20 protein-coding genes and 1 pseudogene are annotated in these 26,871 nt (G+C 42.1%); 12 read left to right on the forward strand and 9 right to left on the reverse strand.

The features are described from left to right. The first annotated feature begins 103 nt into the window (after positions 1-103). The 3 genes from V7K25_RS26700 to V7K25_RS26710 all read left to right on the forward strand — a co-directional run bounded on the left by V7K25_RS26700 (position 104) and on the right by V7K25_RS26710 (position 2,524). Positions 104-1,624 (forward strand): LCP family protein, encoded by a 1,521-nt coding sequence (locus V7K25_RS26700; RefSeq protein WP_335162217.1) that lies wholly within the window; start codon positions 104-106, stop codon positions 1,622-1,624. Between the two features lie 84 nt (positions 1,625-1,708). Beyond that, entirely contained in the window at positions 1,709-2,215 is a 507-nt protein-coding gene (locus tag V7K25_RS26705; protein WP_335162219.1) for a pentapeptide repeat-containing protein, read from the forward strand. A gap of 93 nt (positions 2,216-2,308) precedes the next feature. Next, positions 2,309-2,524 (forward strand): hypothetical protein, encoded by a 216-nt coding sequence (locus V7K25_RS26710; RefSeq protein ID WP_335162221.1) that lies wholly within the window; start codon positions 2,309-2,311, stop codon positions 2,522-2,524. A 63-nt stretch (positions 2,525-2,587) separates the two neighbouring features. Here the strand turns inward: V7K25_RS26710 and V7K25_RS26715 are convergent, their stop codons facing one another. Together V7K25_RS26715 and V7K25_RS26720 are read right to left on the reverse strand one after the other, a co-directional pair. Then, entirely contained in the window at positions 2,588-5,626 is a 3,039-nt protein-coding gene (locus V7K25_RS26715) for a GAF domain-containing sensor histidine kinase (RefSeq protein ID WP_335162223.1), read from the reverse strand. A gap of 367 nt (positions 5,627-5,993) precedes the next feature. Beyond that, entirely contained in the window at positions 5,994-6,119 is a 126-nt protein-coding gene (locus V7K25_RS26720) for a hypothetical protein (protein ID WP_335162225.1), read from the reverse strand. A 71-nt stretch (positions 6,120-6,190) separates the two neighbouring features. Between V7K25_RS26720 and murJ the strand changes: the two genes are divergently transcribed. The 3 genes from murJ to V7K25_RS26735 all read left to right on the forward strand — a co-directional run bounded on the left by murJ (position 6,191) and on the right by V7K25_RS26735 (position 11,281). Continuing rightward, positions 6,191-7,795 carry a murein biosynthesis integral membrane protein MurJ gene (murJ, locus tag V7K25_RS26725; protein WP_335162227.1) on the forward strand — a complete coding sequence of 535 codons (1,605 nt, stop codon included), beginning with the start codon at positions 6,191-6,193 and terminating at the stop codon, positions 7,793-7,795. Between the two features lie 294 nt (positions 7,796-8,089). Further along, on the forward strand, positions 8,090-8,206 hold the full coding sequence (locus V7K25_RS26730; RefSeq protein ID WP_015114068.1) for a photosystem II reaction center protein I: 117 nt from the start codon (positions 8,090-8,092) through the stop codon (positions 8,204-8,206). A gap of 198 nt (positions 8,207-8,404) precedes the next feature. After that, a complete protein-coding gene (locus tag V7K25_RS26735; RefSeq protein ID WP_335162229.1) occupies positions 8,405-11,281 on the forward strand; it encodes a DUF3769 domain-containing protein in 2,877 nt (958 codons plus the stop codon). Between the two features lie 65 nt (positions 11,282-11,346). Here V7K25_RS26735 and V7K25_RS26740 read toward each other — a convergent pair whose 3' ends face one another. The 4 genes from V7K25_RS26740 to V7K25_RS26755 form a co-directional block, all read right to left on the reverse strand. After that, positions 11,347-11,631, reverse strand: coding sequence for a hypothetical protein (locus V7K25_RS26740; protein ID WP_335162231.1), 285 nt, complete (start codon positions 11,629-11,631; stop codon positions 11,347-11,349). A gap of 282 nt (positions 11,632-11,913) precedes the next feature. After that, complete coding sequence (locus V7K25_RS26745; RefSeq protein ID WP_335162233.1) at positions 11,914-12,426, reverse strand: outer membrane beta-barrel protein; 513 nt, start codon at positions 12,424-12,426, stop codon at positions 11,914-11,916. Positions 12,427-12,618: 192 nt separating this feature from the next. Continuing rightward, complete coding sequence (locus V7K25_RS26750) at positions 12,619-13,314, reverse strand: acyltransferase (RefSeq protein ID WP_335162235.1); 696 nt, start codon at positions 13,312-13,314, stop codon at positions 12,619-12,621. A 748-nt stretch (positions 13,315-14,062) separates the two neighbouring features. Further along, positions 14,063-14,227, reverse strand: coding sequence for a hypothetical protein (locus V7K25_RS26755; protein ID WP_179063512.1), 165 nt, complete (start codon positions 14,225-14,227; stop codon positions 14,063-14,065). Positions 14,228-14,798: 571 nt separating this feature from the next. On the opposite strand from V7K25_RS26755, the gene V7K25_RS26760 reads away from it, so the two are divergent. After that, positions 14,799-15,122, forward strand: a complete 324-nt coding sequence (locus tag V7K25_RS26760) for a hypothetical protein (RefSeq protein WP_335162237.1) — start codon at positions 14,799-14,801, stop codon at positions 15,120-15,122. A gap of 608 nt (positions 15,123-15,730) precedes the next feature. Next, complete coding sequence (gene glgP, locus V7K25_RS26765) at positions 15,731-18,295, forward strand: alpha-glucan family phosphorylase (protein ID WP_335162239.1); 2,565 nt, start codon at positions 15,731-15,733, stop codon at positions 18,293-18,295. Positions 18,296-18,536: 241 nt separating this feature from the next. Here the strand turns inward: glgP and V7K25_RS26770 are convergent, their stop codons facing one another. Both V7K25_RS26770 and V7K25_RS26775 read right to left on the reverse strand, forming a co-directional pair. Continuing rightward, a complete protein-coding gene (locus V7K25_RS26770; protein WP_335162241.1) occupies positions 18,537-18,977 on the reverse strand; it encodes a DUF29 domain-containing protein in 441 nt (146 codons plus the stop codon). 37 nt (positions 18,978-19,014) lie between these two features. After that, a pseudogene (locus V7K25_RS26775) lies at positions 19,015-19,818 on the reverse strand (DUF429 domain-containing protein). Between the two features lie 151 nt (positions 19,819-19,969). On the opposite strand from V7K25_RS26775, the gene V7K25_RS26780 reads away from it, so the two are divergent. Both V7K25_RS26780 and V7K25_RS26785 read left to right on the forward strand, forming a co-directional pair. After that, a complete protein-coding gene (locus V7K25_RS26780; RefSeq protein WP_335162243.1) occupies positions 19,970-21,229 on the forward strand; it encodes a glycosyltransferase family 4 protein in 1,260 nt (419 codons plus the stop codon). A gap of 71 nt (positions 21,230-21,300) precedes the next feature. Next, entirely contained in the window at positions 21,301-22,179 is an 879-nt protein-coding gene (locus V7K25_RS26785) for a calcium-binding protein (RefSeq protein WP_335162245.1), read from the forward strand. An 80-nt stretch (positions 22,180-22,259) separates the two neighbouring features. Here V7K25_RS26785 and V7K25_RS26790 read toward each other — a convergent pair whose 3' ends face one another. Further along, positions 22,260-23,840 (reverse strand): B12-binding domain-containing radical SAM protein, encoded by a 1,581-nt coding sequence (locus V7K25_RS26790; protein ID WP_335162247.1) that lies wholly within the window; start codon positions 23,838-23,840, stop codon positions 22,260-22,262. Positions 23,841-24,585: 745 nt separating this feature from the next. Between V7K25_RS26790 and trpS the strand changes: the two genes are divergently transcribed. Both trpS and V7K25_RS26800 read left to right on the forward strand, forming a co-directional pair. Next, positions 24,586-25,596, forward strand: a complete 1,011-nt coding sequence (gene trpS, locus V7K25_RS26795) for a tryptophan--tRNA ligase (RefSeq protein WP_335162249.1) — start codon at positions 24,586-24,588, stop codon at positions 25,594-25,596. A gap of 58 nt (positions 25,597-25,654) precedes the next feature. Next, positions 25,655-26,575 carry a methylenetetrahydrofolate reductase gene (locus V7K25_RS26800; protein ID WP_335162251.1) on the forward strand — a complete coding sequence of 307 codons (921 nt, stop codon included), beginning with the start codon at positions 25,655-25,657 and terminating at the stop codon, positions 26,573-26,575. The last annotated feature ends 296 nt before the right edge of the window (positions 26,576-26,871 follow it).

Genomic DNA, 26,871 nt, shown 5'->3' on the forward strand with positions numbered 1-26,871 from the left:
GCTTACCGAAGAACATTACAAGTTTACAGTGAGCTTTTCCACTGGCAATATTTGTAGCTTGGATTAACATACTTTTAGGGAGTGGTTGAGTGGGGAGATAATTGTGATAAAACAAGTCGAATGGTCAGAAAATCCGTTGACATCTCAGCAAGTTGCAGAATTTGAAACTGACGTGCGATCGCAGCAACTTCAACGAACAGAAAATCAAGTAACACCTGCACCAGTAGAGGATTTAGAGGAGGAGGATGTCGAACTAAACCCGCCAGCGAATCCTAACCGTAGCGTTGTCGAATCAGTGGGTGCAATTCCCAATCAGCTTTATGAGAGATTGGGCTTAACCATGCCTCGATGGCTGTTGTGGATCATGACGGTTGTCATCGGCATCATCTTATCTGGTTTACTGGTATCAACCTTAGCGCTGTGGACTCCGTTGTGGAGCAATCTAGATCGAACAGATGAAGATTTAGGAACTACTGCTAAAGACGAGGTAAAAATCCCATTACCAGGGGAGTTATGGAGCAAACTCTCCCAGTACAAGCTTTCACGACCCATGAATATTTTAATTATGGGGATTGAACCAGTTAGCGGTACTGTTGACGGTTCACCAGAAAGCTTTGCTGGGAAAAGCGACACCATGCTGCTAGTAAGGCTCAACCCTAGTGAAAAATCTGTACGGGTGCTTTCCATTCCCAAAGATACGATGATCGCCATCCCAGAAAAGGGAGAAAAGGGTTTAACTAAGGTATCTGATGCTAATGCCAAAGGCGGCCCAGTCTTGGCAGCACGGGTAGTTAGCCGTACCTTAAACAATGCCCCAATCGATCGTTACATCCGTATTTCTACTAGTGGATTACGGCAGTTAGTCGATCAGTTAGGCGGAGTAGAGGTCTTTGTTCCGCAATCAATGGAATATAAAGACTCCAGTAGCCGGCTGTCGATTAATTTAGTCAGTGGCTGGCAAACCATCAACGGCGAACAAGCAGAACAGTTTGTCCGATTCCGCGAACCAGGTTTGGGAGATTTGCCAAGAGTGCAGCGTCAGCAAGCACTAACAGCAGCATTGCTGCAACGCTTAAATAGTCCTACCGTCTTACCCAGGTTGCCTCAGTTAACTCGCTTGATGCGAAAATACTTTGATACCAACTTGAAGATGGAAGAAATGATGGCGTTGGTAAATTTCGGCCTCAACTTGGATCGAGATAATTTCCAAATGACCATGTTGCCTGGTACATTTAGCCGTTTTAGCAAAGACCCTGATAGCTATTGGCTAAATATGACTGGACAACAGAGCCTGTTGAATGATTATGTTGGGGTAAATGTACCTGGTCTGAAACCAGATATGCGTCAGGTTCCTAACCTCAAAATTGCTATTCAAAATGCTTCCAATCAACCTCAGCTAACTGAAAAAGTTATTGCTTATCTGAAACACAAAGGCTTTACTAATATTTACAAAGTGCCTGATTGGCCAGATACCCAACGTCAAACTCAGATTGTTGTTCAAAAAGGCAACCGACGAGTTGGAGTCGATTTGCAAAAAGTCTTAGGCTTGGGTCAAATTGAGGTAGCGGCAATTGGTGATTTAGAATCTGATCTCACAATTCGGATTGGTAAAGATTGGAAATAGTCAAGAGTCATTAGTCATTAGTCATTAGTCATTAGTAAATGACAAGCGGCTAATGACAAAGGACTGCTGAAAAATAATGAAGTTATGAAAAAGATTTTATTGCGCTTTTTTGGTTTGATTCTGATTTTGATACTGGCATTTGGGTGGGTAATACTTAATCCCAAACCGGCTTTGGCTCAGATAAATACAATTAATTACAACAATATAAATTTAGAAAATCGTGACTTTTCTCATGCTGATTTGGCAGGTGTGACATTTGTAGGAGCAGAAATGCGAGGGACGAATTTTCAAGGAGCAAATTTAACCAACGCAATTCTCACTAAAGGAGTTTTGTTAAAAGCGAATTTGGAAGGTGCGAACTTGAGCGGCGCTTTAGTCGATCGCGTCACTATGGATGGTGCTAATCTGAAAAATGCCATTTTTACAGAAGCCACTTTAACCCGCAGCCGTTTTTTTGATGCCGAAATTACAGGCGCTGATTTTACCGACGCTTTGATTGACCGTTATCAAGTGTCGCTAATGTGTCAAAGGGCCGATGGGGTAAATCCGGCTACGGGTATGTCAACGCGAGATAGTCTGGGTTGTAAGTAAAGAATCTCAGCGTTGAGCCTAAAAACAGAGGTATTTTATCGTAAATATGGAAAATATAGCAATAAAATTAGTAAAAGTACTGGATGAATACCAATGAGTACAGAGCAAGAGTTATTAACCAAGTGGCATTCACTTCCCCAAGACAAACAAGAGGAAGTTTTCGATTTTGTCGAATTTCTTCACTTGAAAAACTCTGCAAATAAAACTCCTTTGGGAGAACGTTTACGGCAAATTCGCGCTAGGATTGTTAATTCTGGTAAACAGTTATTAGATGAAGACGAAATAGAAATGTCTTCAGGGAAGAGATAAAACCTCTACTTACCCTTCTTCCCCTACTTAATATTAATTGAGAATTCCCAAAACTAGTCGCTTTTAACTACTACTAGGAATTTCAATTAAAAACTCTGTTCCTTCTCCTGGTTTAGAGGAGCATTTAATTTGACCATGATGTTTTTCAACTATTATTTGATGGCTGATAGATAATCCTAACCCCGTACCTTTACCTGGTGCTTTGGTAGTGAAGAAGGGATCAAACATGTGCGATCGCACCTCTTCTGGAATCCCCAAACCATTATCAGCTATTCTAATTACAATCAGGTTATTAACGGCTTGCGTACTAATCCAGATAGTTAAAGGTATTTTTGGACACCTGTGGGATAAATTCAAATACTTTTGCTGTATAGTTTTAAACTTTTCCTCTAATGCATCAATACTGTTACTTAGAAGATTCATAAACACTTGATTTAATTGCGAGGGATAGCATTCGAGCAAAGCTAAAATAGCATATTCTTTCACAATCTCAATTGCTGGGCGTTCATTATTGTTTTTGAGCCGATGCCCTAAAATTAGCAAAGTACTATCCAATCCTTCATGAATATCTACTCCCTTCAATTCAGCCTCATCTGTACGAGAGAAGTTTCGCAGTGATAGGACAATCTCACAGATGCGCTCTGTACCTACTTTCATTGACTCAAGGGTTTTGGGCAAATCTTCGATGAGAAAGTCCAAATCAGTCTTGTCAATTTGCTTTTGGATAGTTGGCAAAAGGGAAGAATTGTCACGGTAAAGTTTTACTACATTCAGCAGTTCTTGACTATATTCATTTAAATGGATGAGATTACCAAAAATAAAACTGATAGGATTGTTGATTTCATGGGCGACTCCAGCAAGTAGTTGTCCTAATCCTGCCATTTTTTCACCCTGAATTAACCGAGTCTGAGTTTGTTTTAATTCTTGCAGAGCTTGAGTAAGTTCTAAGGTTTGGCGTTTGGTTTGTTCGAGTAATTCCGCTTGCTGAATCGCAATTCCCAATTGTACCCCTACTTGAGCCAGTAAATTAATTTCTTCCTCTTTCCAATAACGCGGCTGGGAATTTTGATAAGCAACTAATAATCCCCATAATTTTTCACCTTCCCGAATTGGAACAAAGGTTTCGTTACGCGGCAGTTCGTTATCGTCGTCTGTGTCCTCAAAAGTTTCTATAATAATTGGTTGAGCTTGTGTGACAGGTTTCCAACCATCTTTAAAAGAATCTGCCACAAATTTACCGCTCCAATCTGAGTTGAAGCGGTAGATTGCAACTCGCTCGACTTCGAGCAACTCTCGCACAGCGTGAGTAGTGGTTTTAAAAATAGTTTTAATATCGAGTGACTGGCGGATTTTATCAATGGTTGCAGCCAGTAATTCTTGCCGTTCCATTGCTTTCTCCCGTTCAGTAGCTTCTGCTAACTGGACAACCTGCATTTGAACTTGCTTTAAATAAGAATCTTGTTTTAATGCGACTCCCAATTGCTCGGCTATTTGACTGGCAAATTCAATTTCAGAGGGTTGCCAGTGACGAGGAGCGGTGCATTGGTGAATACACAGCAATCCCCAAAGTTCACCTTTTTTCAATAGAGGTGCGATCAGATTTGCCCGCACTTGAAATTTTTCTAGGATTTGGACGTAGCAACTGGGAAACTTTCCTTGATAAATGTCAGCGATCGCATTTATTCGACCTTGGGCGTAAAGGGTTGCAAAGTTTTCACCAAAGCAATAATCATAAACTTTTTCTGTTATTACCGAGTTACATTCAGGTACAACATCCTCGGAAATAAATTCTCCTTCCCAATCTTTTTGAGGATCAAAACGAAAGACTGCCACTCTGTCTGCTTGGAGCATTTTCCGTGCCTCGGTGACAGTAGTTTGGAAGATTGTATCTAAATCTAAAGACTCCCGAATTCTAGTAATCACGCTAGTTAATGTCTTTTGTTGCTCTGCTTGGTACTGAGCGTATGTGAGCAACTTATGGTGTCGCACTGCCACACCAATTTGTGTGCCGATTTTGCTTAGTGATTCGACTTCATAAGATTGCCACTGTCTGGGTGAAGAATTTTGGTAAGCAGCAATGACTCCCCAAAGTTTGTCTCCTTGGAGAATGGGGGCAGTTGCAAAGGCTTTTGCCTGAAATTGCTCTAACAAGGTTACATGACAGTTTGTTAATCCGGCTTGGTAAATATCATTGGCTGTAAATGTCTGGTTGTAAGCGTAACGTCCGCCTTGCGTCTGTTGTAAATAAGTATCAGCGTAGGCGTAGCCCGTCGTAGACATCGCAGGCTCAACACCAACTAAAGGAGTCCAGCCTGACGCAAATGATTCAGCGACGAAATTACCACTCCAATCGTCATTAAAACTAAAAATTGCAACTCGATCAGCTTGCAGCAGTTGGCGTATTTCTTGAGTTGTTGTTTTAAATATAGTTTCAATATCAAGGGGTGAGCAAATTTCATCGACAATTCGAGCAATTACTTCGTCGCGTTGAGCCGCTTGAGCCAATTCTGCGGCTTGCAATTGGACTTCATGAAGGTGCTTCGCTTGTTGAATCGCAACGGTAAGATGGTCAGCAATTTGGCGAATAAACTCAATTTCCGATTCTTTCCAGTCACGAGCCTCACTGCACTGATGAATACAAAGCAATCCCCATAGTTCCTTTTGGCGCAATAGAGGGACAACGAGGTTGGCCTTTACCTGAAATTTACTCAAAAATGCCATATGGCAATCACTCAGTCCCGCCTTGTAAATATCTGCTACTGCTTGCACTCTCCCTTGTTGATAACTCGAAGCAAATTGTTCTCCAAAGCAGTGGTCATAAACTTTTATTGCCAGTGCTGAGTCCCAGTCAAGTGCAACATCCTCAGAAACAAATTTTCCCTCCCAGTTTTTCTCTTGGTCAAACTGGAAGACTGCTACACGATCGGCATTTAGTAACTGACGCACTTGTGTAACGGTAGTTTGAAAAATTGTTTCTAAATCAAGAGACTCCCGAATTCGGACAATTACACTTGCCAGAGCCTTTTGTTGGTCTAGTTGTTCTTGAAGTTGAGCGCTTGACAAAAGAAGTTGATTTTCCGTGAAATTTGAATTGGGTTCCATTGCTCTGGATTATGTCGTTTAATGATAATTCCTCATACCAACTTCATAGAGTTAAAGGTTGCCGAAAATATGATAAACTACAAATTTTTGCAGTGTTCAACAATTTCTCAGAAGATGGTTATTGTTATAGTTCCCCTTTCTTTATCTATCCTCATAATGGGTTAAAAAATAATTTTGGCTTGCACACAACAGAAAACATGACTAAGTTAGTGTTGTTGGGACAAATCAGAAAAGCGATCTGATCCCTTTAGGGCTTATCCCGGATTTCTCACCACATCTCTCAAAGCCTTTGCTTGAGCACGGGAGCAGGGGAGAGTTCAATAATGTGCCTTGTTCTTTTCCCTCTGCTCCTCTGCCCAATATCCCCTCAAGCTTGTGAGAAATGCGGGTGCGATCGCAGTAATTTCGTTTTGAGCGTAGGCGTAGCCCGCCGTAGGCATCGTGCCAATACCAAGGCGAAAGCATTTAAAATCACTAATTTGTCAAAATTCACCTGACAGACTGCGGAATTTCAGGTTAAATGTTTTAAGATATGCACTCTGCAAGAGTTGTCGGGTAATATTCGTGACACAACAAGACCAAAAACCCTCTCGTTCTTTCGCTGGAATTGCTGGCATTGTTGCCGCAGCCACATTAATTAGTAAAATCTTCGGTTTAGTGCGGCAGCAAGCGATCGCTGCCGCTTTTGGTGTTGGTGCTGCTGCCACCGCCTATAGTTATGCCTATATTATCCCTGGCTTTCTATTGATATTACTCGGTGGTGTCAATGGGCCATTACACAGTGCAGTTGTCAGCGTTTTAGCCAAGCGGCGGCGAGAAGAAGCGGCTCCCCTAGTGGAAACCGTGACAACGCTGGTAGCTGGCTCGCTGTTGGTGGTGACAGTTGCTCAAGTTTTATTTGCGGATGCGATCGTTGATTTAGTCGGTCATGGTTTAGAAGCGACAACCAGAGCGATCGCAATTCAACAACTCCGCATCATGGCACCAATGGCTTTATTTGCCGGACTAATTGGCATTGGCTTTGGTACTCTTAATGCAGCCAATCAATATTGGTTACTCTCCATTAGTCCCTTATTATCCAGTATTACCGTTGTTGCCGGTCTTGGTATCTTGGCTATGCAACTGGGCAAAGACATTATTAAGCCGGAGTACGCTTTAATCGGTGGAATGGTTTTAGCTTGGGGAACCTTGGCAGGAGCAGTTCTCCAATGGTTAGTGCAGCTAATCGTGCAGTGGCGGTTAGGACTAGGCACATTACGTCTGCGATTTGATTTTAAATCCCCAGGCGTTCAAGAAGTCATTAAAATCATGACTCCGGCAACAGTTTCCTCTGGAATGATGCCAATTAATGTTGCCACTGACCTTTATTTTGCCAGTCCTATCCCTGGTGCGGCGGCAGGATTTAACTATGCGAATCTATTAGTACAGACTCCGTTAGGGATTATTTCTAATATCATTTTACTGCCCCTGTTACCGATATTTGCCAAACTTGCCGGCCCCGAAAATTGGCCAGATTTAAAATTACGCATTCGCCAAGGGCTGCTACTTACTGCCTTCACCATGCTACCGCTAGGGGCACTGATGGTGTCGTTATCAGTGCCTATTGTGCAGGTGGTATATGAGCGCGGTGCTTTCAAGCCAGAAGCCACACAGCTAGTTTCATCCTTACTAGTGGCTTACGGAATTGGGATGTTTGTCTATTTGGGACGTGATGTTTTGGTGCGGGTATTCTACGCTTTAGGCGATGGACAGACACCTTTTCGCATCAGTATTTTTAATATCTTGCTCAACATCATATTAGATTGGTTTTTCGTTAAACCTTTTGGCGCTCCCGGTTTGGTATTAGCAACAGTGGGTGTAAATTGTAGCTCAATGTTAATGCTGTTATGGTTCCTCGATCGCAAGCTCAATGGTTTACCTTGGCGTGAATGGAGTTTGCCGATTTTGGGTTTGACTGCGGGTAGCTTGGTAGCTGGGGTAGCAAGCTATGGGACTTTGGTTGCTTCTCAACAATTGCTAGGTAAAACAGGTTTACTGATTCTGGTGCTGCAATTATGTATATCAGGCTTCGTGGGGATTGCAGTGTTTGCTGCGATCGCTTCATCAATGAAAATACCAGAGGTGAATAGTTTTATATCTCGTCTACGTCAGCGCTTTTTGAAAAAATAACTGTTATCTGAAGAAACTTTTGCCGTTAGTTAACGTCACAGTTAACGTTACAAGAGTAACCAGTCTCTGAGTTATTTCTTAAGGGCATCTAAAAATCAGACAACTGACATCTTGCACCATTATCAATAAACTTAGGGTAGGCACTGCTAGTCCCTAATTTCCAAGTCGCCAGTCCCAAGTCCCCAGAGTCCTCTCAAAAGGGACGAGATTTGGGTAATATAAAGTAGCTATCTTTTCTGCATGGCAGATCCTGAAAGAAAAGCTTTCTTTGTCTTACCCCTTGGAGATATTTCTATGCTGACTTTAAAAATCGCTGTTTATATTGTTGTTGCCTTCTTCGTCACTATCTTCGTCTTCGGATTTTTGTCAAACGATCCAGCTCGTAACCCCGGCCGTCGGGACTTAGAGTAAAAGGGCGATAAATCATCCGCGACTTTAGAAGGCGGAAGATATTAAACCCCACGGAAACTTACTAAACATTTCGCCTAGTAAGTTTCCTCCTCAAAGTGGCTTGCTACCGATAGCAGAAGGCGACAGTCGGAAGGCAAAATGTATATTTAATCCTTCCCTCCGTCATTTGGCTGTTTGTTAGCCCGATTATGCTCAAATATGCTTCATCCAGTTCTGCCGCCTGATCCGCCTTTTATCCTCGAATCTTTACAAGCTGTAAATCCCGCCTCATCTGCTAGTCATACAAATTTTCTTTCAGGTGTAGATACTGGAATACACGAAAAGACAGACAAATCCAAGCAGCCCAAGGATTTGCCTCAGTTGGCAATTGCAGGTAAAACCAAGAGCGATCCGCTATTGCCAACTCCAATCAGCTCAACTCAGGATGACTTGGTAGTTGCCGAAACTCCTTCTGTAACCCATTCACCAGAAACCTTACCACCAGAAATTTCGCCCATCAACAGTTCTGGAACTGCTGCACTTTTGGGGCGATCGCTGATCGGTGGTTATCCCACGCAAGAGATTAAATCCTCTAATTACCAAGATAAAGGAGACACAAAGACAAGTCCGAGTATCGGCGTTCAGCGCTCGGAACTTCTGCTAAGAGCGGCGTTACGCAAACAGGAGAAGCAAAGAGAAGCCACTGCGTTGCCAAAGAAAGTTGGAGCGGAGACTTCTTCTATAAACTTAAAAAGTGAACCTTTTCAAAAACTCGGTGAGCGAGCGCCAACTCTCAACTCTAGTGGGGAAAAGCAAACCTTTTTGGATGGTAGCTTTAGCTATAGAGTTTCCCAAAATCCCCAACTTGTCCAGTCTTTGCGTCCTCTTCAAACTGTCCCAAGTGCTACATACAGCAACAAAGTCGAATCCAAAGCGGGAATTTTCGCACAGAAGTTAACCCCGCAAAAACAGCAAAGTGATATTACTCCAACACAGTCTTCAGGAAGAGACAATATCTCTGAATCTGCTGCCGATCTTGCACCGAGTTCTCAATCAGTACAAAATTTTATAAAATTCACGTCTCGTAAACCGACAAATCAACTTTCATCGCCCATCACTGTAGGATTTAAGTCCCAAGCCCAACAACAAGCTCAAGTACCAACGCCTACACCAGATGGCTATACCACTAATCAGCCCCAAAGTCAACCACTTGGTACAACTGCGCCAGCTACCACCCCGCCAGCTAAACCGAGAATTGTAGAAGTCACTTCAGATCGGCAAGAGTATGATGAGCAACGGCGAATTATTACAGCTGTTGGTAATGTACTTGTGCGATTTGATGGGGCGGTGGTGGATGCCGATCGCCTGCAAGTCAATTTAGACAACTTGATTGCTGCTGGGGAAGGCAACGTAACTTTAACACGGGGCGATCAGGTACTGCGTGGACAACGCTTTACTTATAACTTTGTTCAAGATAGTGGGGAACTGCTAAATGGTAGAGGAGAAATTTATGTACCCTCAGCACAAACAGATTTTGCTTTTTCACCCACGGGTATAAGTGCTGGTGGAGTTCCAAAACGTCCGCCGAGCGATCGCATTAGAGCCAATCAGCCCCTTTCCGGTGTGAGCAGCCCTGGAGGAATTGATGTAAACGTTGGTGGTCCGGCAAATGTTAGCAACCTCCCGCCCTCGAAAACAGGGGGTGTAGTAAATCGGCTCAGGTTTGAAGCTGAACACATTGACTTTTATCCCCAAGGCTGGCAAGCAAGGGATGTCCGCCTCACTAACGATCCTTTTTCGCCCCCAGAACTAGAGTTGCGGGCAAATACAGTAACTCTGACGCGAGAATCACCCTTGGTAGACCGCATCAGGACACAGAATCAGCGTTTGGTATTCGATCAAGGCGTCTCCTTACCAATTCCGGTGAATGAGCGGACTATTGACCGCCGGGAGCGGGACGTTACACCTGCAATAGCTTCCCCTGGTTATGATGGAGAAGATCGGGGTGGTTTGTATATTGAGCGTGGCTTTCCAGTCATCGATACAGAGAACACACGCTGGACGATTACGCCTCAGTTGTTAATACAGAGAGCTGTGCAAGAAGGCACGGGAGATTTAGGCGCACTGTTTGCTGTCAAGACAAAGATAAATTCTGTTTTGAGTCCACGAGCAGTCATTGACGGGACTGGGGAATTAACTAGTTTTGACTTGAACAAGCTAGAAGATAATTTGCGGGCGAGGTTAGGATTGCGCCAGACATTAGGGACTTCCCTTCCCCATCTTTTGAATCTGGAGTATAGCTACCGCGATCGCTTTTACAACGGTACCCTCGGCTTTCAAACCGTCCAGAGCAGTCTTGGCGGCATTATTACCTCTCCTGTGATTCCTTTAGGCAAAAGTGGCATCAACCTCACCTATCAGGGAAGCGCTCGATATATCGATGCCAACACCGATCGCCAAGACTTGCTAAAACCAGTGCGGGAAAACGATCGCATCTCACTAGGTCGTTTACAAGCCAGCGCTTCCCTCAGTACTGGGTTGTTGCTGTGGCAGGGAAAACCATTACCACCCACTGCCACTGGAGGATTACGATACACGGCTAACCCTGTAGTTCCTTACTTGCGAGCGATCGCTGGACTTACAGGCACTACCAGTTATTACACTAATGGTGATAACCAAAGTACCCTAACTGGTACAATTGGCTTACAAGGTCAAATTGGTCATTTTTCTCGACCTTTTTTAGACTACACAGCCTTTAATCTTACTTATTCTCAAGGCTTAAACAACGGATTATCACCCTTTTTGTTTGATCGCTCCGTTGATAACCAAGTGTTGAGTGCTGGGATATCACAGCAAATCTACGGCCCTTTTCGCTTAGGCTTTCAAACATCTGTTAACTTGGATACTGGTAAAGAAACCAGCACCGACTACATAGTGGAATATAGCCGTCGCACCTATGGCATCACCTTGCGTTACAATCCGGTGTTGGAGTTAGGCGGTATCAGCATCCGAATTAGTGATTTTAACTGGGGCGGCGGCACCGATCCATTTTCTGAAATTAAACCAGTGGTAGGCGGCGTGCAACAAGATTATTAGTCAAATAGTTAGCAGTTGCTCTACTCGACACTTGATTCTTGAAGATTTTCTATCTTTTGCTCAGTCTAAGGATTTGGCACGACTCGACAGCTTATCGCACAATTGGTTGATGCCGCACCAGGTATTCTCAGCTTGGCATAGTTGCCGCTTAGTTGAATACGTGATGGTGGTTGGTGCAGGGTTGCACAACATCTTTGCACTGCGGCTTGGTACTCTCGCCATTGCTTACGGATTGCAATACTTGCAGCATCGTTACCTAAATCTGAAAATTTTAGCCCCGCTCGAATTAGCCAAGTTTCTACATCAGTTGTTTCACCCAGCATTTCTGGTATGGCATTAATTTTTTCCATGAGTAATATCTTTTACACGTATTTAAAATTGGTAATTTTACTTTAAGAAAAACTATTGATAATAGCCAATATAATTATTTATCAAAATCATCAATAAAAATGATTAAAAGAAGAGAACGAATTACTATTAAGGCTCTGATTTAAATACAAACACGCTAAGGGCACAGCATTGCTGTGCCCCTACGAATAGTCTGTAATTTATGTAATCGAAAACCGTTATATTACGGCTGGCAAATATCATTGCTTTAGGTTGTGAATAAGCTATTTTCTAGCTCGGAATCACTAGAAGCGATAGCCTAATCCAGCTTGGAAGCTGACAGCATCAGCATCACTATTTCTGTAGGCATCAATGCCCCATTTAGTATCCCCATAAGCAATGACATTGTTGCTAACTTCTGATTCAATACCAAGGGTAACTACAGGCGCATTCTGATTGCCCAACGGGGTTCTTTGACCTTCGTCAGTTACAAAAGAATAACCACCACCGAAGTAAAGGTTAGTGTTTTTGGCAATGGGCGCATCGTAAGTCACTATGGGCATAATTGCGGCAGCATCACCACCATACAGCACAGAACCCCGCACTGAAACAGGCGCATTGGGAACGGCGTAACGTCCTTGAATATTACCACCAATTTGTGATTCATCATTTCCTTGTCCGCCACTGGTTGCACCAACCGCAATACCAGCACCGATGTAATTGCCGTTTGTGCCGGCTGTTTGAGCAGAAGCAATTCCCGCCGAGAGAACAATGGAAGCAACAGCAACGAAAGAGGCAGCCAATTTTGTAAGTTTCATAGAATTCTTCTCACTAGAGTTAGGTAAAATCAATATTCTCTAGTACTAGAATCTCTTTTTTTACAAAATGTAACCTCGCACATCTGGTTCACCCAAGTGGCTGAATTGTTTCTCACCCACTTGGGTGTAACAAGTTAATTGTTACAGGAAATAATTACTATGCCCCATGCCCAATGCTCCATCCCCTATTTCTCAATTTGAACTAATGCTTAAGTCTTTGCCAATTCGGTTTTTGATTACTCGTGCAGGTATGCCTACAGCAACGGAGAAAGGAGGAATATCTCTATTAACAACTGCTCCCGCGCCAATAACACTGCCTTTACCGATGGTAACTCCATCTAATACTGTTACTCCATGCCCTAACCAACAGTCATCTTCAATTACAATTCCTTTGCGAGTAACACCTTGGTATTTAATCGGCTCCATCGGATCGGTAAAATTATGATTATTGGCATATATCCCTGAGTAAGCAGCTATTAAGCAGTGTTTTCCAATTTTGATATCTCCTGGCCCCTCAATAGCCACGTTGGGGCCAATAAAGGTGTCTTCATCAATATGTATACACGTATTTTCCAAAGACCCTATATCAACGTTACGCTCAATAGCGACTCTATTTGCTAGATGAATTCTATTATTTTTATGTCCTCTAGCATCCATCCTTACACCCTTGAAAATATATACTCCACTACCTATCTCTATACAGCAAGTACCGTTAAATTCAACACTATTTTGAATGTAAACTGGGCTGCCTATGTGGGCAAAAATACTACGATATCCCAAATTACGCAACTTCGGCCCCAAAATAAGTGTAGGAATATCCCCTAACACAGTAGTTACTAAAAGTTCTTGCACGCGCTGCAATTTGGAAAAATATTGCTCGTTATGCATGGCTACATATCTCTTCAATTAATTGTTGTTGACAGGATTAATTTGTTGGGTTTGTATCCTAATCTTCTGCCAATACCAAAAAGCTTCGTACTTATTGATACATGATTTCTCTTGGCAGTATTACCAAAATTTACCCATGTTTTTAGATGGTTTTCCAAATGTTGAAAAACCAGAGCCTGGTTTTGACTATGTGAGCAATTCTTCAACTTAGGTGGGAGAGAATTACTCAATTGATAAGCTGTTCTACATTTAAAGTGCATAAGCTGGACGGGTAATATATCCACCCCGCACGAATTATATTTAATTCGATTATGCAAATTAGATGTTTTTTAGCTTATGCACAATTGCCTTGGAGCGCTAGAAACTTTTGTACCAGTTACAGTACGTAAAAATTTCGCTTCTTTTTCACCAAATCAATTAACAAAACAATCTCAGTGCATTACAGAGTCAAACCCCAGACGATTAAATTGTCTGATGGGAAAATTTGTTGGTTTAGATAGGCTACTGTTTCAGCTATCTGGCAAATTTGCAAAGCTTGTTACGCAAATAGGGATAAAGTTGTTTACCTTGAGGCTACTTTTTCTCAAGCGGTTTTAGTATTTTAAAACAACTCAGTTCCACAAGCTATTTTGTAACAAAAAATACATTTAACTAGACTATATTCAAAAATTAGATAAAATTTCTGCCTAGCATGACAATGTAATTATTGTTGGATTTTTATGGGTATTTTTGCCCAACTAAAATCCAACTAGGGTGGATTATCTCCCACATCAGCCATCACATTGAAGTTAACCATCGGTGCAAACAAGTAAGCGCTTCCCCGACTGCTATGACGGCTTTCTTGCAACGAATTTCTAGAGTATGCTGCTCCAATCATGTTGCACACAGATGATTTACACACTAACCAATTCATGTTTTTAATTACATAAATGGTTTTTAATAACAATTGTTTTTAACGATAACACATTTTATTTTTAGTGGAACACTCTTATGAAATAATTTGATTTTCAGGTTAATTGTTAATTGTAATGGTGAGATTAGTTAACTTTTTTACTGAAGCAATGCTTACGGCGGGCAAAGCCTACGCAACTCTGAAATAATTTTATACACTTAGAGAAAATTCTTTGAAAACGGTAACTTTAAAAATTATTTAAGCGACTAATTACCATTTATATCTATATTTCTACTATTGCTTGTCCAAATAAGTTTATATTTTTGTGTTAACTCAGAATGATATCTACTATACTAATGACACCCTATTGGTTAAAAAGCTAAAAATTTTCCTCTTCCCTATTGCTTCTATCTAAAAATTTGTAAATCACCCATTCGGGTGAGCCAAGCGGGTGATGCGTGCTTGGCACTATTTATTATAAATTTTATTGAAAGAAAGCTAAAACGTAGCTTAGTTTCTAGGAGAAGTTCAGAAAAAACATCAAATGCCCAGATTGAGGTATCGGTTTTAACTCACACACTTGGTTCAAATTATGGCTTTAATTAAAGAAATTGTCCAAGAAGCTCTAACTACCGGCTATCTGAGTGTTGTAGCCGAAGATCAACTGCGATCGCAACTTCAAAGTAATTATGACTCAGAAGACCTAGATGCCTGGATCATTCTACAGCGAGCTATTGCGGCGGGTGATGTCAAGCAAGAGTCGCGCCGAAAAAAAGCTTCTCTCTCTCCTAAAGCCAAGGACGCTTCATCTAGTATCAAACTTGCTTATCAAATGGCAGCCGAGATTGCTTATGCAGCAGCTGTAGCTTTGTCAATGACAAAAAGCACCAAAGATCAGCCTTCACTAGGTGCATAAAATAACACATTACTACGTTATCTACCTGTTTTAGTATTAAAGTTTTATACCAAGTAGTTAGCGTAGGCGTAGCCCGCCGCAGGCATCGCTTTTGCTAGTTAACTGCTTGGTATTATTTTTACAGGATTTGATTTTAAACGATGTCTACGGGCTATTGAGCGTTACATGACCTTAAACAAAGCTTAACCGAAGAATAATAAAGATAAGTATTTCCTCTCAGACTGCCTCGCCACTAGGGCAATTTTATTAAGAAATAATTAAAATTTTAACTGTTCCTTGACGCAGCTATGAGGAATTTCTCCCTCAGCCAAGACCTAAGATTGATCCCCGGAATAAATTCTAAAATAAATATAAATTATTTATTCAAAACTAAATTTTTTTAAGTGATATATGGCACTAAATGATTAAATTTTAATATACCAAGTACATGGCTGAGGGTAAGGCATAGAATTAGAAACACCTTGGTGTAAACTTTAGCAACGAGGTTAAAAAAATTCTCAATGCTTAAGAAAGTCATCGCTTTTTCACAAACTACTGTATAAAGAATTGGCAACATTGGTAAAGAGAGTAAACAATAACCATAGCTAAACTTGGAGTTTTGCCAACCTATGCAGCCAATTCGCACATTTAACGTATCCCCTTCACTACCGCCGCGACTCGAATCACTACGGCGGCTAGCATATAACTTGCACTGGGATTGGAACGTTGACACTAAAGATTTATTCCGTCGCTTAGACTCTGACCTGTGGGAGTCTAGCCATCATAACCCGGTGTTAATGTTAGGTACTATCTCTCAATCACGGCTTCTGGAAGTTGTCGAAGATGAAGGCTTCCTAGCGCAAATGGATCGAGCTGACCGTCAGTTAGACGATTATTTGCAAGAGCGTACCTGGTATCAGAAACAACGGGAGCATAAACCAAAAGAATGTTACGCTTATTTTTCGGCGGAATTTGGACTTGTAGATTGTTTGCCCGTCTATTCTGGGGGCTTGGGGGTTCTGGCGGGGGATCACCTCAAATCTGCCAGTGACTTAGGGCTACCCCTGGTGGGCGTAGGTTTACTGTATCAGCAAGGCTATTTTGCCCAGTATCTGAATGCCGATGGCTGGCAGCAAGAACGCTACCTGAGCAATGATTTCTACAATATGCCCTTGCATCTAGAGCGTAATCTTGATGGTTCAGAACTGCGGATTGCGGTAGATTATCCAGGACGCAAGGTGTATGCCAGAGTTTGGCGCGTACAGGTGGGAATGGTGCCCCTGTATTTGATGGACACCAACATTGAACCCAACAACACTTACGATCACGACATCACAGACCAGCTGTATGGTGGCGATATCGATATGCGTATCCACCAGGAAATCATGCTGGGGATCGGTGGTGTGCAAATGCTCAAAGCTTTGGGGCTGAAGGTCACAGCTTACCACATGAATGAAGGCCACGCCGCCTTCTCTGCCCTAGAACGCATCCGCTTGCTGATTCAGGAAGAAGGACTGAATTATCCCCAAGCTAAACAGGTGGTGGCTTCCAGTAATATCTTTACTACCCACACGCCAGTACCAGCAGGGATTGACTTATTTGCTCCCGAAAAAATGCTGTACTACTTGGGGTACTATGCAGAGATATTTGGGTTGCCCAAAGAGCAATTTTTAGGACTGGGACGCGAGAATACAGGCGATTTATCTGGGCCTTTCAGTATGGCGGTGCTGGCGCTGAAGATGGCAACATTTTCTAACGGTGTCGCCCAACTGCATGGTGTGGTGTCGCGGCAAATGTTCCAGGGCTTGTGGAAGAATGTGCCAGTGGAAGAAGTGCCGATAGCAGCAATTACTAACGGTGTCCATGCTCGAAGTTGTGTTGCGAAATCTACTCAAGAGTTGTACGATCGCTACCTGGGGCCAAACTGGTCATCAGCACCACCAGATAGCCCATTGTGGGATCGGATGGACGCCATACCCGATGAAGAATTGTGGCGCAATCACGAACGCTGCCGTTTAGATATGATTTTGTATGTGCGGGAGCATTTGGTCAAGCATTTAACCGATCGCGGCGCTTCCACCTCCGAAATTTCCCAGGCACAAGAAGTTTTAGATCCTTACGCTTTCACCATTGGCTTTGCTCGCCGATTTGCCACCTACAAACGCGCTACCCTCTGGATGCGTGATTTGGATCGGATTAAGCGGCTTTTACTAGCTAACAAAGACCGGAAAGTGCAATTTGTGATTGCTGGTAAGGCACATCCCAAGGATATTCCCGGTAAAGAACTCATCCGCGAGATTAATCACTTTATCCGCGAACAACATTTAGAAAAACAGGTAGTGTTTGTTCCCAATTACGACATTCACATCTCCCGGTTGATGGTTGCGGGTTGCGATATTTGGTTAAACACACCGCGTCGTCCACGGGAAGCCTCTGGTACTAGTGGCATGAAAGCAGCAATGAATGGCTTGCCGAATTTGAGTGTACTAGATGGCTGGTGGGATGAAGCTGATTATGTCCGCACAGGCTGGGCAATTGGACATGGAGAGAATTACGACGATCCTAACTACCAAGATGAAGTAGAAGCAAATGCTCTCTACGAATTGTTAGAGAAGGAAGTTGTACCCCTATTTTATGAACATCGGGATACTGATGGTTTGCCCCGTCCGTGGGTTGCCAAAATGAAGGATGCAATTCGGTTGAATTGTCCGTTCTTTAATACAGCGCGGATGGTAGGAGAATATGCACAAAGAGCTTATTTCCCGGCTAGCGATCGCTATCATACCCTGACTGTTGATAACTATGCCCCAGCTAAAGAACTAGCTGCTTGGAAAGAAAAACTGGGCGAACACTGGTTCAACATCAGAATCAAAGATGTTGATGTATCGGCAGCTTCAGACATTGAGGTTAACCAAACCGTTGCGGTCATTGCCAAGGTTGACTTAGCAACCTTGAAGAATGATGATGTGCAGGTGGAGTTATATCAAGGTGCGATCGATGCCAATGGTGATATTGTCAACGCTGTGCCAGTGGTGATGGATTACAAAGGTGAAGATGGACAGCAATTAAGTATTTACACGGGTAATATTACCTATACTGCTTCTGGTTTGCAAGGCTTGTCTTTGCGTGTATTGCCGAAGAATAAAAATCTGGCTAATCCTTATGAACCAAGGTTGATTGCTTGGGCAGAGTAAGAGTAGTGAGTAATTGTTGAATACTCAAGATTAGGCGTTGCTGATTTTTTAGCAACGCCTTTTATATCAAACATTTTTAGGTAGATAATTAATATCTATAGGACTCATATTTGATTATTGAAATATACGTAGGGTGTGTTATGGCGTAGCCTAACGCACCGCCCAAAGGTTAGGTGCGTTAGGCTACGCCATAACACACCCTACTTACTACTTAGATTTTTTCAGAAATCAAATCATAGTCCTATAGTAGCTGTTCTAAGGTATAAGTACAAGATTGAGGTAAGTTATCTAGTTTGCCTTCAGTTTTATCAATTACGTATCCTAATGCATCATCATAAATTGATGTTAATTCTTTTTCTAAAAATTGATATAAGTTCGTTGTCAAGTTACGTTTTAATTGATTCCTAAAACTCCTAATTTCTGCTTTCCAATGTCCAGAATTATATTGAGTTTCTTCTGTCCAATATTGAAGCAATAAAAGATGTTTAATAATTTGTTCTAATAAACTAGCGACCTTGGCTTTGTCTCTACGACCCAAATTTTCTAGCTCCTCTATTAAATTTTCTAAATCTAATTTTTCTAAATGGTTAGCTTTCAATAGTTTGATTGTTTCCTCTAACCAAAGATGATCGTCAATTTCATACAGCTCTTTTAAACTCAAGTTAGAACTAACTCTTTGCATAAAACCTCTTTGAGTTAAATCTTATGAGATTACAATTTTAGGCTAACATTCTTTGGGGGATGATAATGTAGCCAGTGGTGCGTAGGCCTAGCCCGTCGTAGACATCGCCAAGTACCAAATTACGTTGTTCTCCCCAATACCATCAATAAGCGGCAACATAGACGCAAATTAAGCTATCTAGTTTATCTTCGGTTGCTTTGAGGGCTGCACCTGTGGTGGGGATTTCGGAAGTAAACGAACCGCCTTCTCTGCGAGAGGCTTCGCCAACGCGCAGCGTCTCGCAGAGAAGACGCCAAGGACGCAGAGCAGGAGAAAGAGAGGGGAGGATATTGAGAAGATAATTTTGGAGTTTGATTAGTTCTAGACGGCGCTCATTGATGCGTCCTTTTTTGTATTTGAGGATGCGTTCTAAGTTGAATAGGTTAACGATTGCTGGGTGGGGAAAGACTTCTATTTGATATATGCTAAGTTTTTGCGGTTCTATGGTGGGTGCATGTGCAAAACCGCGTGATTCTAATTCTAAGCCAAGGTTGATGGTGCGATCGGCGAAGAGTAGGTTTTGATTAGCCGGGTAGCATCCTGCATGATATCTGCCAAAGTATTTGTGGCTGAGTTTATCGGGGAGGCGGCTTCCAGTGGCGTTGGGTATGAGGGTAGGTGCATCTACGGCAATGATGGCTGGTTCGTCTGGTTGTACGCTTTGATCAATCCAGGTGAGGATGTCTGCAATGGCTTCTTTGCGGTCTAGATCGAGTAGTTGCAGTTGTCCATCTATCCATTCTAAGCAGCATAGTCCACTTGGTTGCGATCGCCACCCTAAATCAATGCCAATAAATTTCATGGTTATAACACGAATTTGCGATTATTTTCGCATTTCGCGGCAACGATTCACCTAAATTTACTTGCAAAAAATTGTGATAAATAATCTTATAATCTTAAATAGCTTGTCTTAATTTATTTTATCTGGCAATAAATTAATCAAGATTATTCCAATGAAAGTTTTATTTTTACATCCCAATTTTCCCTCTCAATTTCGCAATCTAGCAACAGTTTTGGGTAAAGATCCTAATTGCCAAGTCGTCTTTGGAACAAATCGTCGTGAAGGCGAAATACCTGGCGTTTTTAAAGCTATTTACACTCCTTCTCGTGAAGCTGCTCCCCAAACTCACCATTACGTTCGCAACCTGGAAAATGCTGTTCTCACCGCGCAGGCTGTCTATCGCGTGTCAGAAAAATTGAAAGCTGAGGGTTTCGTTCCAGATATCATTTATGGTCATTCTGGTTGGGGGCCGACTTTATTTATGAAAGATATTTTCCCCAAAGCTGAATTATTGTGTTATTTCGAGTGGTTTTACCATGCTCACGGTTCTGATGCAGATTTTGATCCCAATGAACCACTAAATGCTGATGATGAATGCCGCATCAGGGTAAAAAATACGCCGATTTTAACTGATTTATATAGCTGCGATCGCGGTCTTTCTCCAACTAATTGGCAGCGTCAGCAATTTCCCAAAGAATATCATAGCAAACTCACTGTAATTCATGATGGTGTTGATACCAAATATTTTGTCCCAAAACCAGGCGCAAAGTTAATTTTACCAAGAATAAATCTCGACCTTTCCCATGTGGAAGAGTTGGTAACTTATGTGGGACGGGGGATGGAACCTTATAGAGGTTTTCCGCAGTTTATGGAAACGGTGGCGTTAATTCAACAGCGAAGACCAAAGTGCCATGTGGTAGTTGTGGGAGAAGATAGGGTGGCTTATGGGAAGAATCTTCCTGATGGGCAGACTTATAAACAATTAATGTTAGAAAAATTATCTTTGGATTTATCGAGGCTGCACTTTACAGATAGGCTTCCTTACAATGAGTATCTTCAAGTTTTGCAAGCTTCTTCTGCTCATGTTTATTTAACTCGTCCTTTTGTTTTATCCTGGTCAATGTTAGAAGTAATGGCAGCAGGATGTTTACTAATAGCTTCTAAGACTTCGCCAGTATTGGAAGTCGTACAAGATGGAGTAAATGGACTGCTGGTAGATTTCTTTTCTCCCCATAATATTGCTAATAGGGTTGAAGAGGCGCTGAATAATCCTCAAGAAATGCAAGCAATTCGTGCGAATGCACGAGAGACAATTATCAAGCGTTATGATTTGGCAAAACTATTACCACAGCATTTGCAATGGATGTTTGCTGGTAAAAGTTCTGAGAGTTTGAAAAAGCGCTCAGTTTCTAAAGGATTTGGCAAAAATTAGTCATTGGTCATTAGTCATTAGTTACAACCAACAAAAGACAAAGGACAGAGAAATAAAAAGCGATATTTAAAATGCGAATTATTTTTACCATTGCCCATTTTTTCAAACCTAGCGGTGAGGGTCGTCATGCTTCCCAACGCAAAGGCCCGAAACCCCGCTTGCAGGCGTTAACTAATAGCCTTACCGCCTTACACCAATTATTTGGTAAATCTCAAAGTATTATTAACATCGCTCAACGAATAGCTTTTCCCGCTAACCAGCCGCAATCGCACGAATTAGATATTGTTATTTGTACAACCCAAGATAACCATCTTTTAAATCAGCTTCCCTTACCATCCCATTTATATAAGCATCATTCTACTAATGTAGAACCTCTGCTTTTGGGGTTTGAGTGCCAAGCTGTTCTGCAAAGTTGTCTTGGTCAGTATGATTATTATTGCTTCTTGGAAGATGACTTAATTATTCATGACCCTTGGTTTTTTATAAAATTAAATTGGTTTACCCAACAAGCGGGTGATTTAAATTTGCTCCAGCCAAATCGTTATGAAATATCCCCTTCCGGTTTGGTTCATAAAGCTTACATTGATGGGGATTTGGCTTTGCGAGTAACTGCTCCCTTTCAAAATGTGCAGGAGCAACCGGAACTCAAGGGTACAATTATGAATGCACCAATTACCTTTTGTCGCGCCCTCAATCCCCATGCAGGCTGCTATTTTTTGAATGCAAATCAGATGGCTCATTGGGCGAATCAAACTTATTTTCTTGACCGAGATATCAGTTTTGTTGGGCCTCTAGAAAGTGCTGCCACCTTGGGAATTATGAAGACATTTCGGATTTATAAAACCTCACCGGAGCAAGCAAGTTTTTTGGAGATTCAGCACTCTGGAACTGGATTTCTAGGGTTAATTGGAGGACAGGTGAGTTTAGCACCAGAGGTAAATCGAATTTAAGAGTTTGGTTTTTGTGAGCGAAATTAATGCGATCGCTATTTATCAAAACACATTAGCGATCGCTCAACAATCAACTAATCTTAAATTCTCACTAATGGTTTTTCAACAGGGGTAGGCATGACCAACGGATCAAATCCTAACTGCTCAGTAATGCGCTCTCTAGCTAAAAGGCGGTATTCCCAAAAATGCTCGCCAGCAGCACATAAACCCAAATACATATTCACGAATTGGGGCTTGGTGCGAATAATAGCCCAAAGCTGTTGCCAAAATTGACCCCGAATTTCTCGCCGTTGCCAACCTTGTCGCCAGAGCAAGTGGACAAGTAGCCGCAGTCCTTTGCCAGGTGGAAAATACATCGTCTGCTGTAGTTGGGGATTAGGTGTAATCTTGAGGCATTGTTCAAAACAACGTCGGAGATAGTTTTTGGGTTCGTACATTCTCCAAATTGCCTCTAAATATTCTTTAGCAACTTCAGCTATCGGCCGGCTAGGAACAAAATTCATTAAGGAATTCTGATCCCCCACCTCCAAACCTCCAAATCCTTCTAATAATCGCTCCTCTCGTTTTAGTCTTTCCCAGAGGGCAGTATTGGGAAGGGCTTGCAGTATACCTAGCATCGGTTGAGGAATGCTAGTTTCTTCAATAAAAGCTTCAATTCGCTCCCCGGCGCCAGTCTTTTCTCCATCAAAACCAATGATAAATCCTGCATAGATAAGTAACCCGGCTTCATTGATATTACGACAGGCTTCTAACAAAGGATTCCGGGTATTTTGAAACTTGCGAGTGAGTTGCAGGCTGTCTTGATCTGGTGTTTCAATACCCAAAAAGACTGCGTAGAAACCAGCTTTAGCCATTAATTCTAATAGCTCAGTATCTTCTGCTAGGTTGACGGAAGCTTCAGTCATGAAGGTGAAGGGATAATTGCGTTCCTGCATCCACGGAATTAATGCTTGTAAGAGACGTTTCACATTGCGCTTATTGCCAATGAAATTATCATCCACTACGAACAGAGATCCGCGCCAGCCTAAGTCATAGAGGGTTTGCAGTTCTGCTAGGGTTTGACTAGGTTCTTTGGTACGTGGTTTGCGACCGTATAAATTGATGATGTCACAAAATTCGCATTCAAAAGGACAACCGCGAGAAAACTGGATTGCCATCATTAAGTACTCATCTCGCTTGAGTAAATCAAAGCGAGGAATGGGGCTTTTGCTCACATCTGGTTTTTCCAGGGCGCGGAAGGTTCCTTGTTCTTCACCTTTAGCGATCGCATCTAAAAACTGTGGAACTGTAATCTCCCCTTCATCTAAAATCAAGTAGTTAGCTCCTGCTTTATGGGCAGGTTCTGGTACTGAGGTTGGATAAGGGCCACCCACAGCAACTTTTTTCCCCATCTGCGCTGCTTTCTGAATTTGAGCGAGAAAGTCTTCTTTTTGTGCAAGCATCGCAGAAAGAATCACAATGTCGCACCATTGCCAATCAGCATCTGTTTCTTGGTTAACATTGCGGTCATAAAACCGAACTTCCCACTCTGTTGGTAGCATAGCGGCAACAGTCAGAATTCCTAGCGGTGGAATAACTGCCTTAAGTCCCGCTATTTTCATGAATTCGTCGTAAGACCAAAAGGTTTTGGGGAAACGGGGGTAGAGTAAGAGTACTTTCATTGCTGTAGTCCTCTAATTAAACTTTGTTTGAAAGATTTTTTACTTTTGATAAATCTGTATTGTGAATAGTGATTGCAGAGATGATGCTACAATCTCACTACCCCTATTCTTTCGCTATCTGTCTTGAGACAGACATTTGCATCGGCAAAGGTGATTTTCTAGCCAGTTACCAGGATTATCACCGTTGTAATAAAACCTAATGGCGGATTTGTGGAGCGAAAAACTGCCATATCAATCGTCTGGTGGTAAATCCCGAAATAATTGATCATTTTTATGGGTCAGAATGGTAAATGCAACCTCAATACAATGGCATTGTATTGATTAACAATGCCATTGTATTGATTAACAATACCATTGTATTGACTAACAATGCCATTGTATTGACCTGCAAAAATTAACCCACTTTTTATTAAAGCTTTTGTTTGACAGCTTAAATATCAATAGGCTTGGGTTAAGGCTAAAACTTTTTATCAAAGTCAAATTTTTTAACGAACCGCCTTTCCTTCCCTACGGGACGCTGCGCGAACGGAACGCTACGCGAACGCGCAGCGTCTCACAGAGAAGGACGCAAAGAGAAGGAAGAAATGTTTAACTGAACTGTATTGGGCTTAAATATCTCATCTGGTAACGGCGAGTTGACCTGGAAAATGTCAAAATTAAATGAGTTTTGCGTAGGCGGAAAGCAATTTGTCGCCAGACATCGCCACTTTACTAGCGCGGATTTGAGATAAATAACTTGAAATTTATGGGCAAGCAACGTGTTCTTTCTGGAGTTCAACCAACCGGCAATTACCATCTAGGTAACTATTTGGGAGCCATTCGCAACTGGGTAGAAGGTCAGAGCGAATACGAAAATTACCTTTTTGTGGCTGATTTGCACGCGATAACAGTGCCACATGACCCAAAACAATTGGCAGCTGATACCTACACCCTTGCTGCTCTCTATCTAGCTTGTGGTCTTGATTTAAATCACTCCACTATCTTTGTACAATCCCACGTTTCGGCCCACAGCGAACTCACTTGGTTGCTCAACTGCATTACACCTCTAAACTGGCTGCAAGACATGATCCAGTTCAAGGAAAAGGCTGTTAAACAAGGAGAAAATGTAAGTGCAGGCTTATTAGATTACCCTGTGCTAATGGCATCTGATATTTTGCTTTACCAAGCCGATAAAGTACCAGTGGGTGAAGACCAAAAGCAGCACTTGGAATTGACACGGGATATTGCAGCTCGGTTAAATCACCAATTTGGTAAACCAGAACAACCAGTTTTAAAGTTACCAGACCCTTTGATTCGCAAGGAAGGGGCAAGGATAATGAGTTTAGCGGACGGTACACGCAAAATGTCGAAGTCCGATCCTTCTGAGTTAAGCCGAATCAGTTTGCTAGATTCACCAGAACAGATTCAATATAAAATTAAGCGTTGCAAAACCGATCCGATTCGTGGGCTGACTTTCGACGATCCAGCGCGTCCAGAGTGTAATAACTTATTAATGCTCTATACATTGCTTTCTGGTAAAACGAAGGAAGATGTAACCGTTGAGTGTCAGGATATGGGTTGGGGACAATTTAAGCCATTATTGACGGACACGATAATTGAGTCCTTGAAACCAATTCAAGAAAAATATCAGTCGATAACGGCGGATAAAGGCTATTTGGAATCTGTGTTGCGGGATGGAGGGGAAAAAGCTAGAGCGATCGCAAATCAAACTTTATCACAAGTAAAAACTGCTTTAGGCTACTCTCTTCCTCTATAATTTGTCCCGTTTCGGTGTGATTGGCTATACCATTTAAGAAATTGAAATTCTTAATTTTATGCATCACACCCATAGCCCCACAGCTTTTCAGAGAGCTGTACAAGCAGGTGAATTTCTAATTACCGCCGAGGTAGCACCCCCGAAAGGGGGAGATCCAGCACACATGATTCAAATGGCGGCGACTCTTAAGGGAAGGGTTCATGCTGTCAATATTACTGATGGTAGCCGCGCAGTGTTACGGATGTCTTCGTTAATGGCGTCGGTGATTTTGTTACAAAACGGCATAGAGCCGATTTGTCAAATTGCTTGCCGCGATCGCAACCGCATTGGTTTACAAGCTGATTTGATGGGCGCTCATGCTTTGGGTATCCGTAATATTTTAGCTTTGACTGGCGACCCAGTAAAAGCAGGCGATCATCCAGATGCTAAAGCAGTGTTTGACTTAGAAGCTGTGCGACTGCTGCAACTGATTCGGAAGATGAATCAAGGTGTTGATTGCAACGAGAAACCCTTGACTGATGGAGCGTTAGATTTATTTGTTGGTGCAGCAGTAGATCCGCAATGTAAAAGTTGGTCGGGTTTACAAAGTCGATTTGAACGCAAAATCGAAGCCGGAGCGCAGTTTTTTCAAAGTCAGTTGATTACCGATTTTGAGCGGCTAGAAAAGTTCATGGATACCATTGCATCTGGCTATAAAAAACCGATTTTGGCAGGAATTTTTCTGTTGAAATCGGCAAAAAATGCCCAGTTTATTAATAGATGTGTTCCGGGTGTAAATATTCCCCAACATATTATTGATAGATTGGCAAAAGCCAAAGATCCTTTTGAGGAAGGGATAAAAATCGCCGCAGAGCAAGTGCAGATAGCGCGGCAATTGTGTCAAGGTGTCCACATGATGGCGGTGAAGCGAGAAGATGCGATCGCGCCAATTTTAGATTTGGCTGGGGTTGCTCCAGTTAATCAGTTGGTATCCAAGTAAACGAAATGATGGATTTTTTTATTAAAGCAGATGGGAGCAACCATCTGCTTTTTTTTACGCCGAATCAGAGGCCTGATTTTTCACGATATCTAGAAAACCTCACTTCTATCTCTCCTAAAAGGCTACGGTGTAAACTCCAAGTCTCTTGACCTGCACCCTTGTTGCAAAATATTTTATAGCTTATTTCAAGCTTTCCCTAGCATATTTTTTGCATTGCAAAAGCTTGGGAAGCATTAGAGAAAATTGGGAAAGATTAGGAGGTTAATGTCTAAGAGGATGTTTTAAAAGTCCCAGAA

This window comes from Nostoc sp., assembly GCF_036919495.1.
GTDB lineage: Bacteria > Cyanobacteriota > Cyanobacteriia > Cyanobacteriales > Nostocaceae > Nostoc.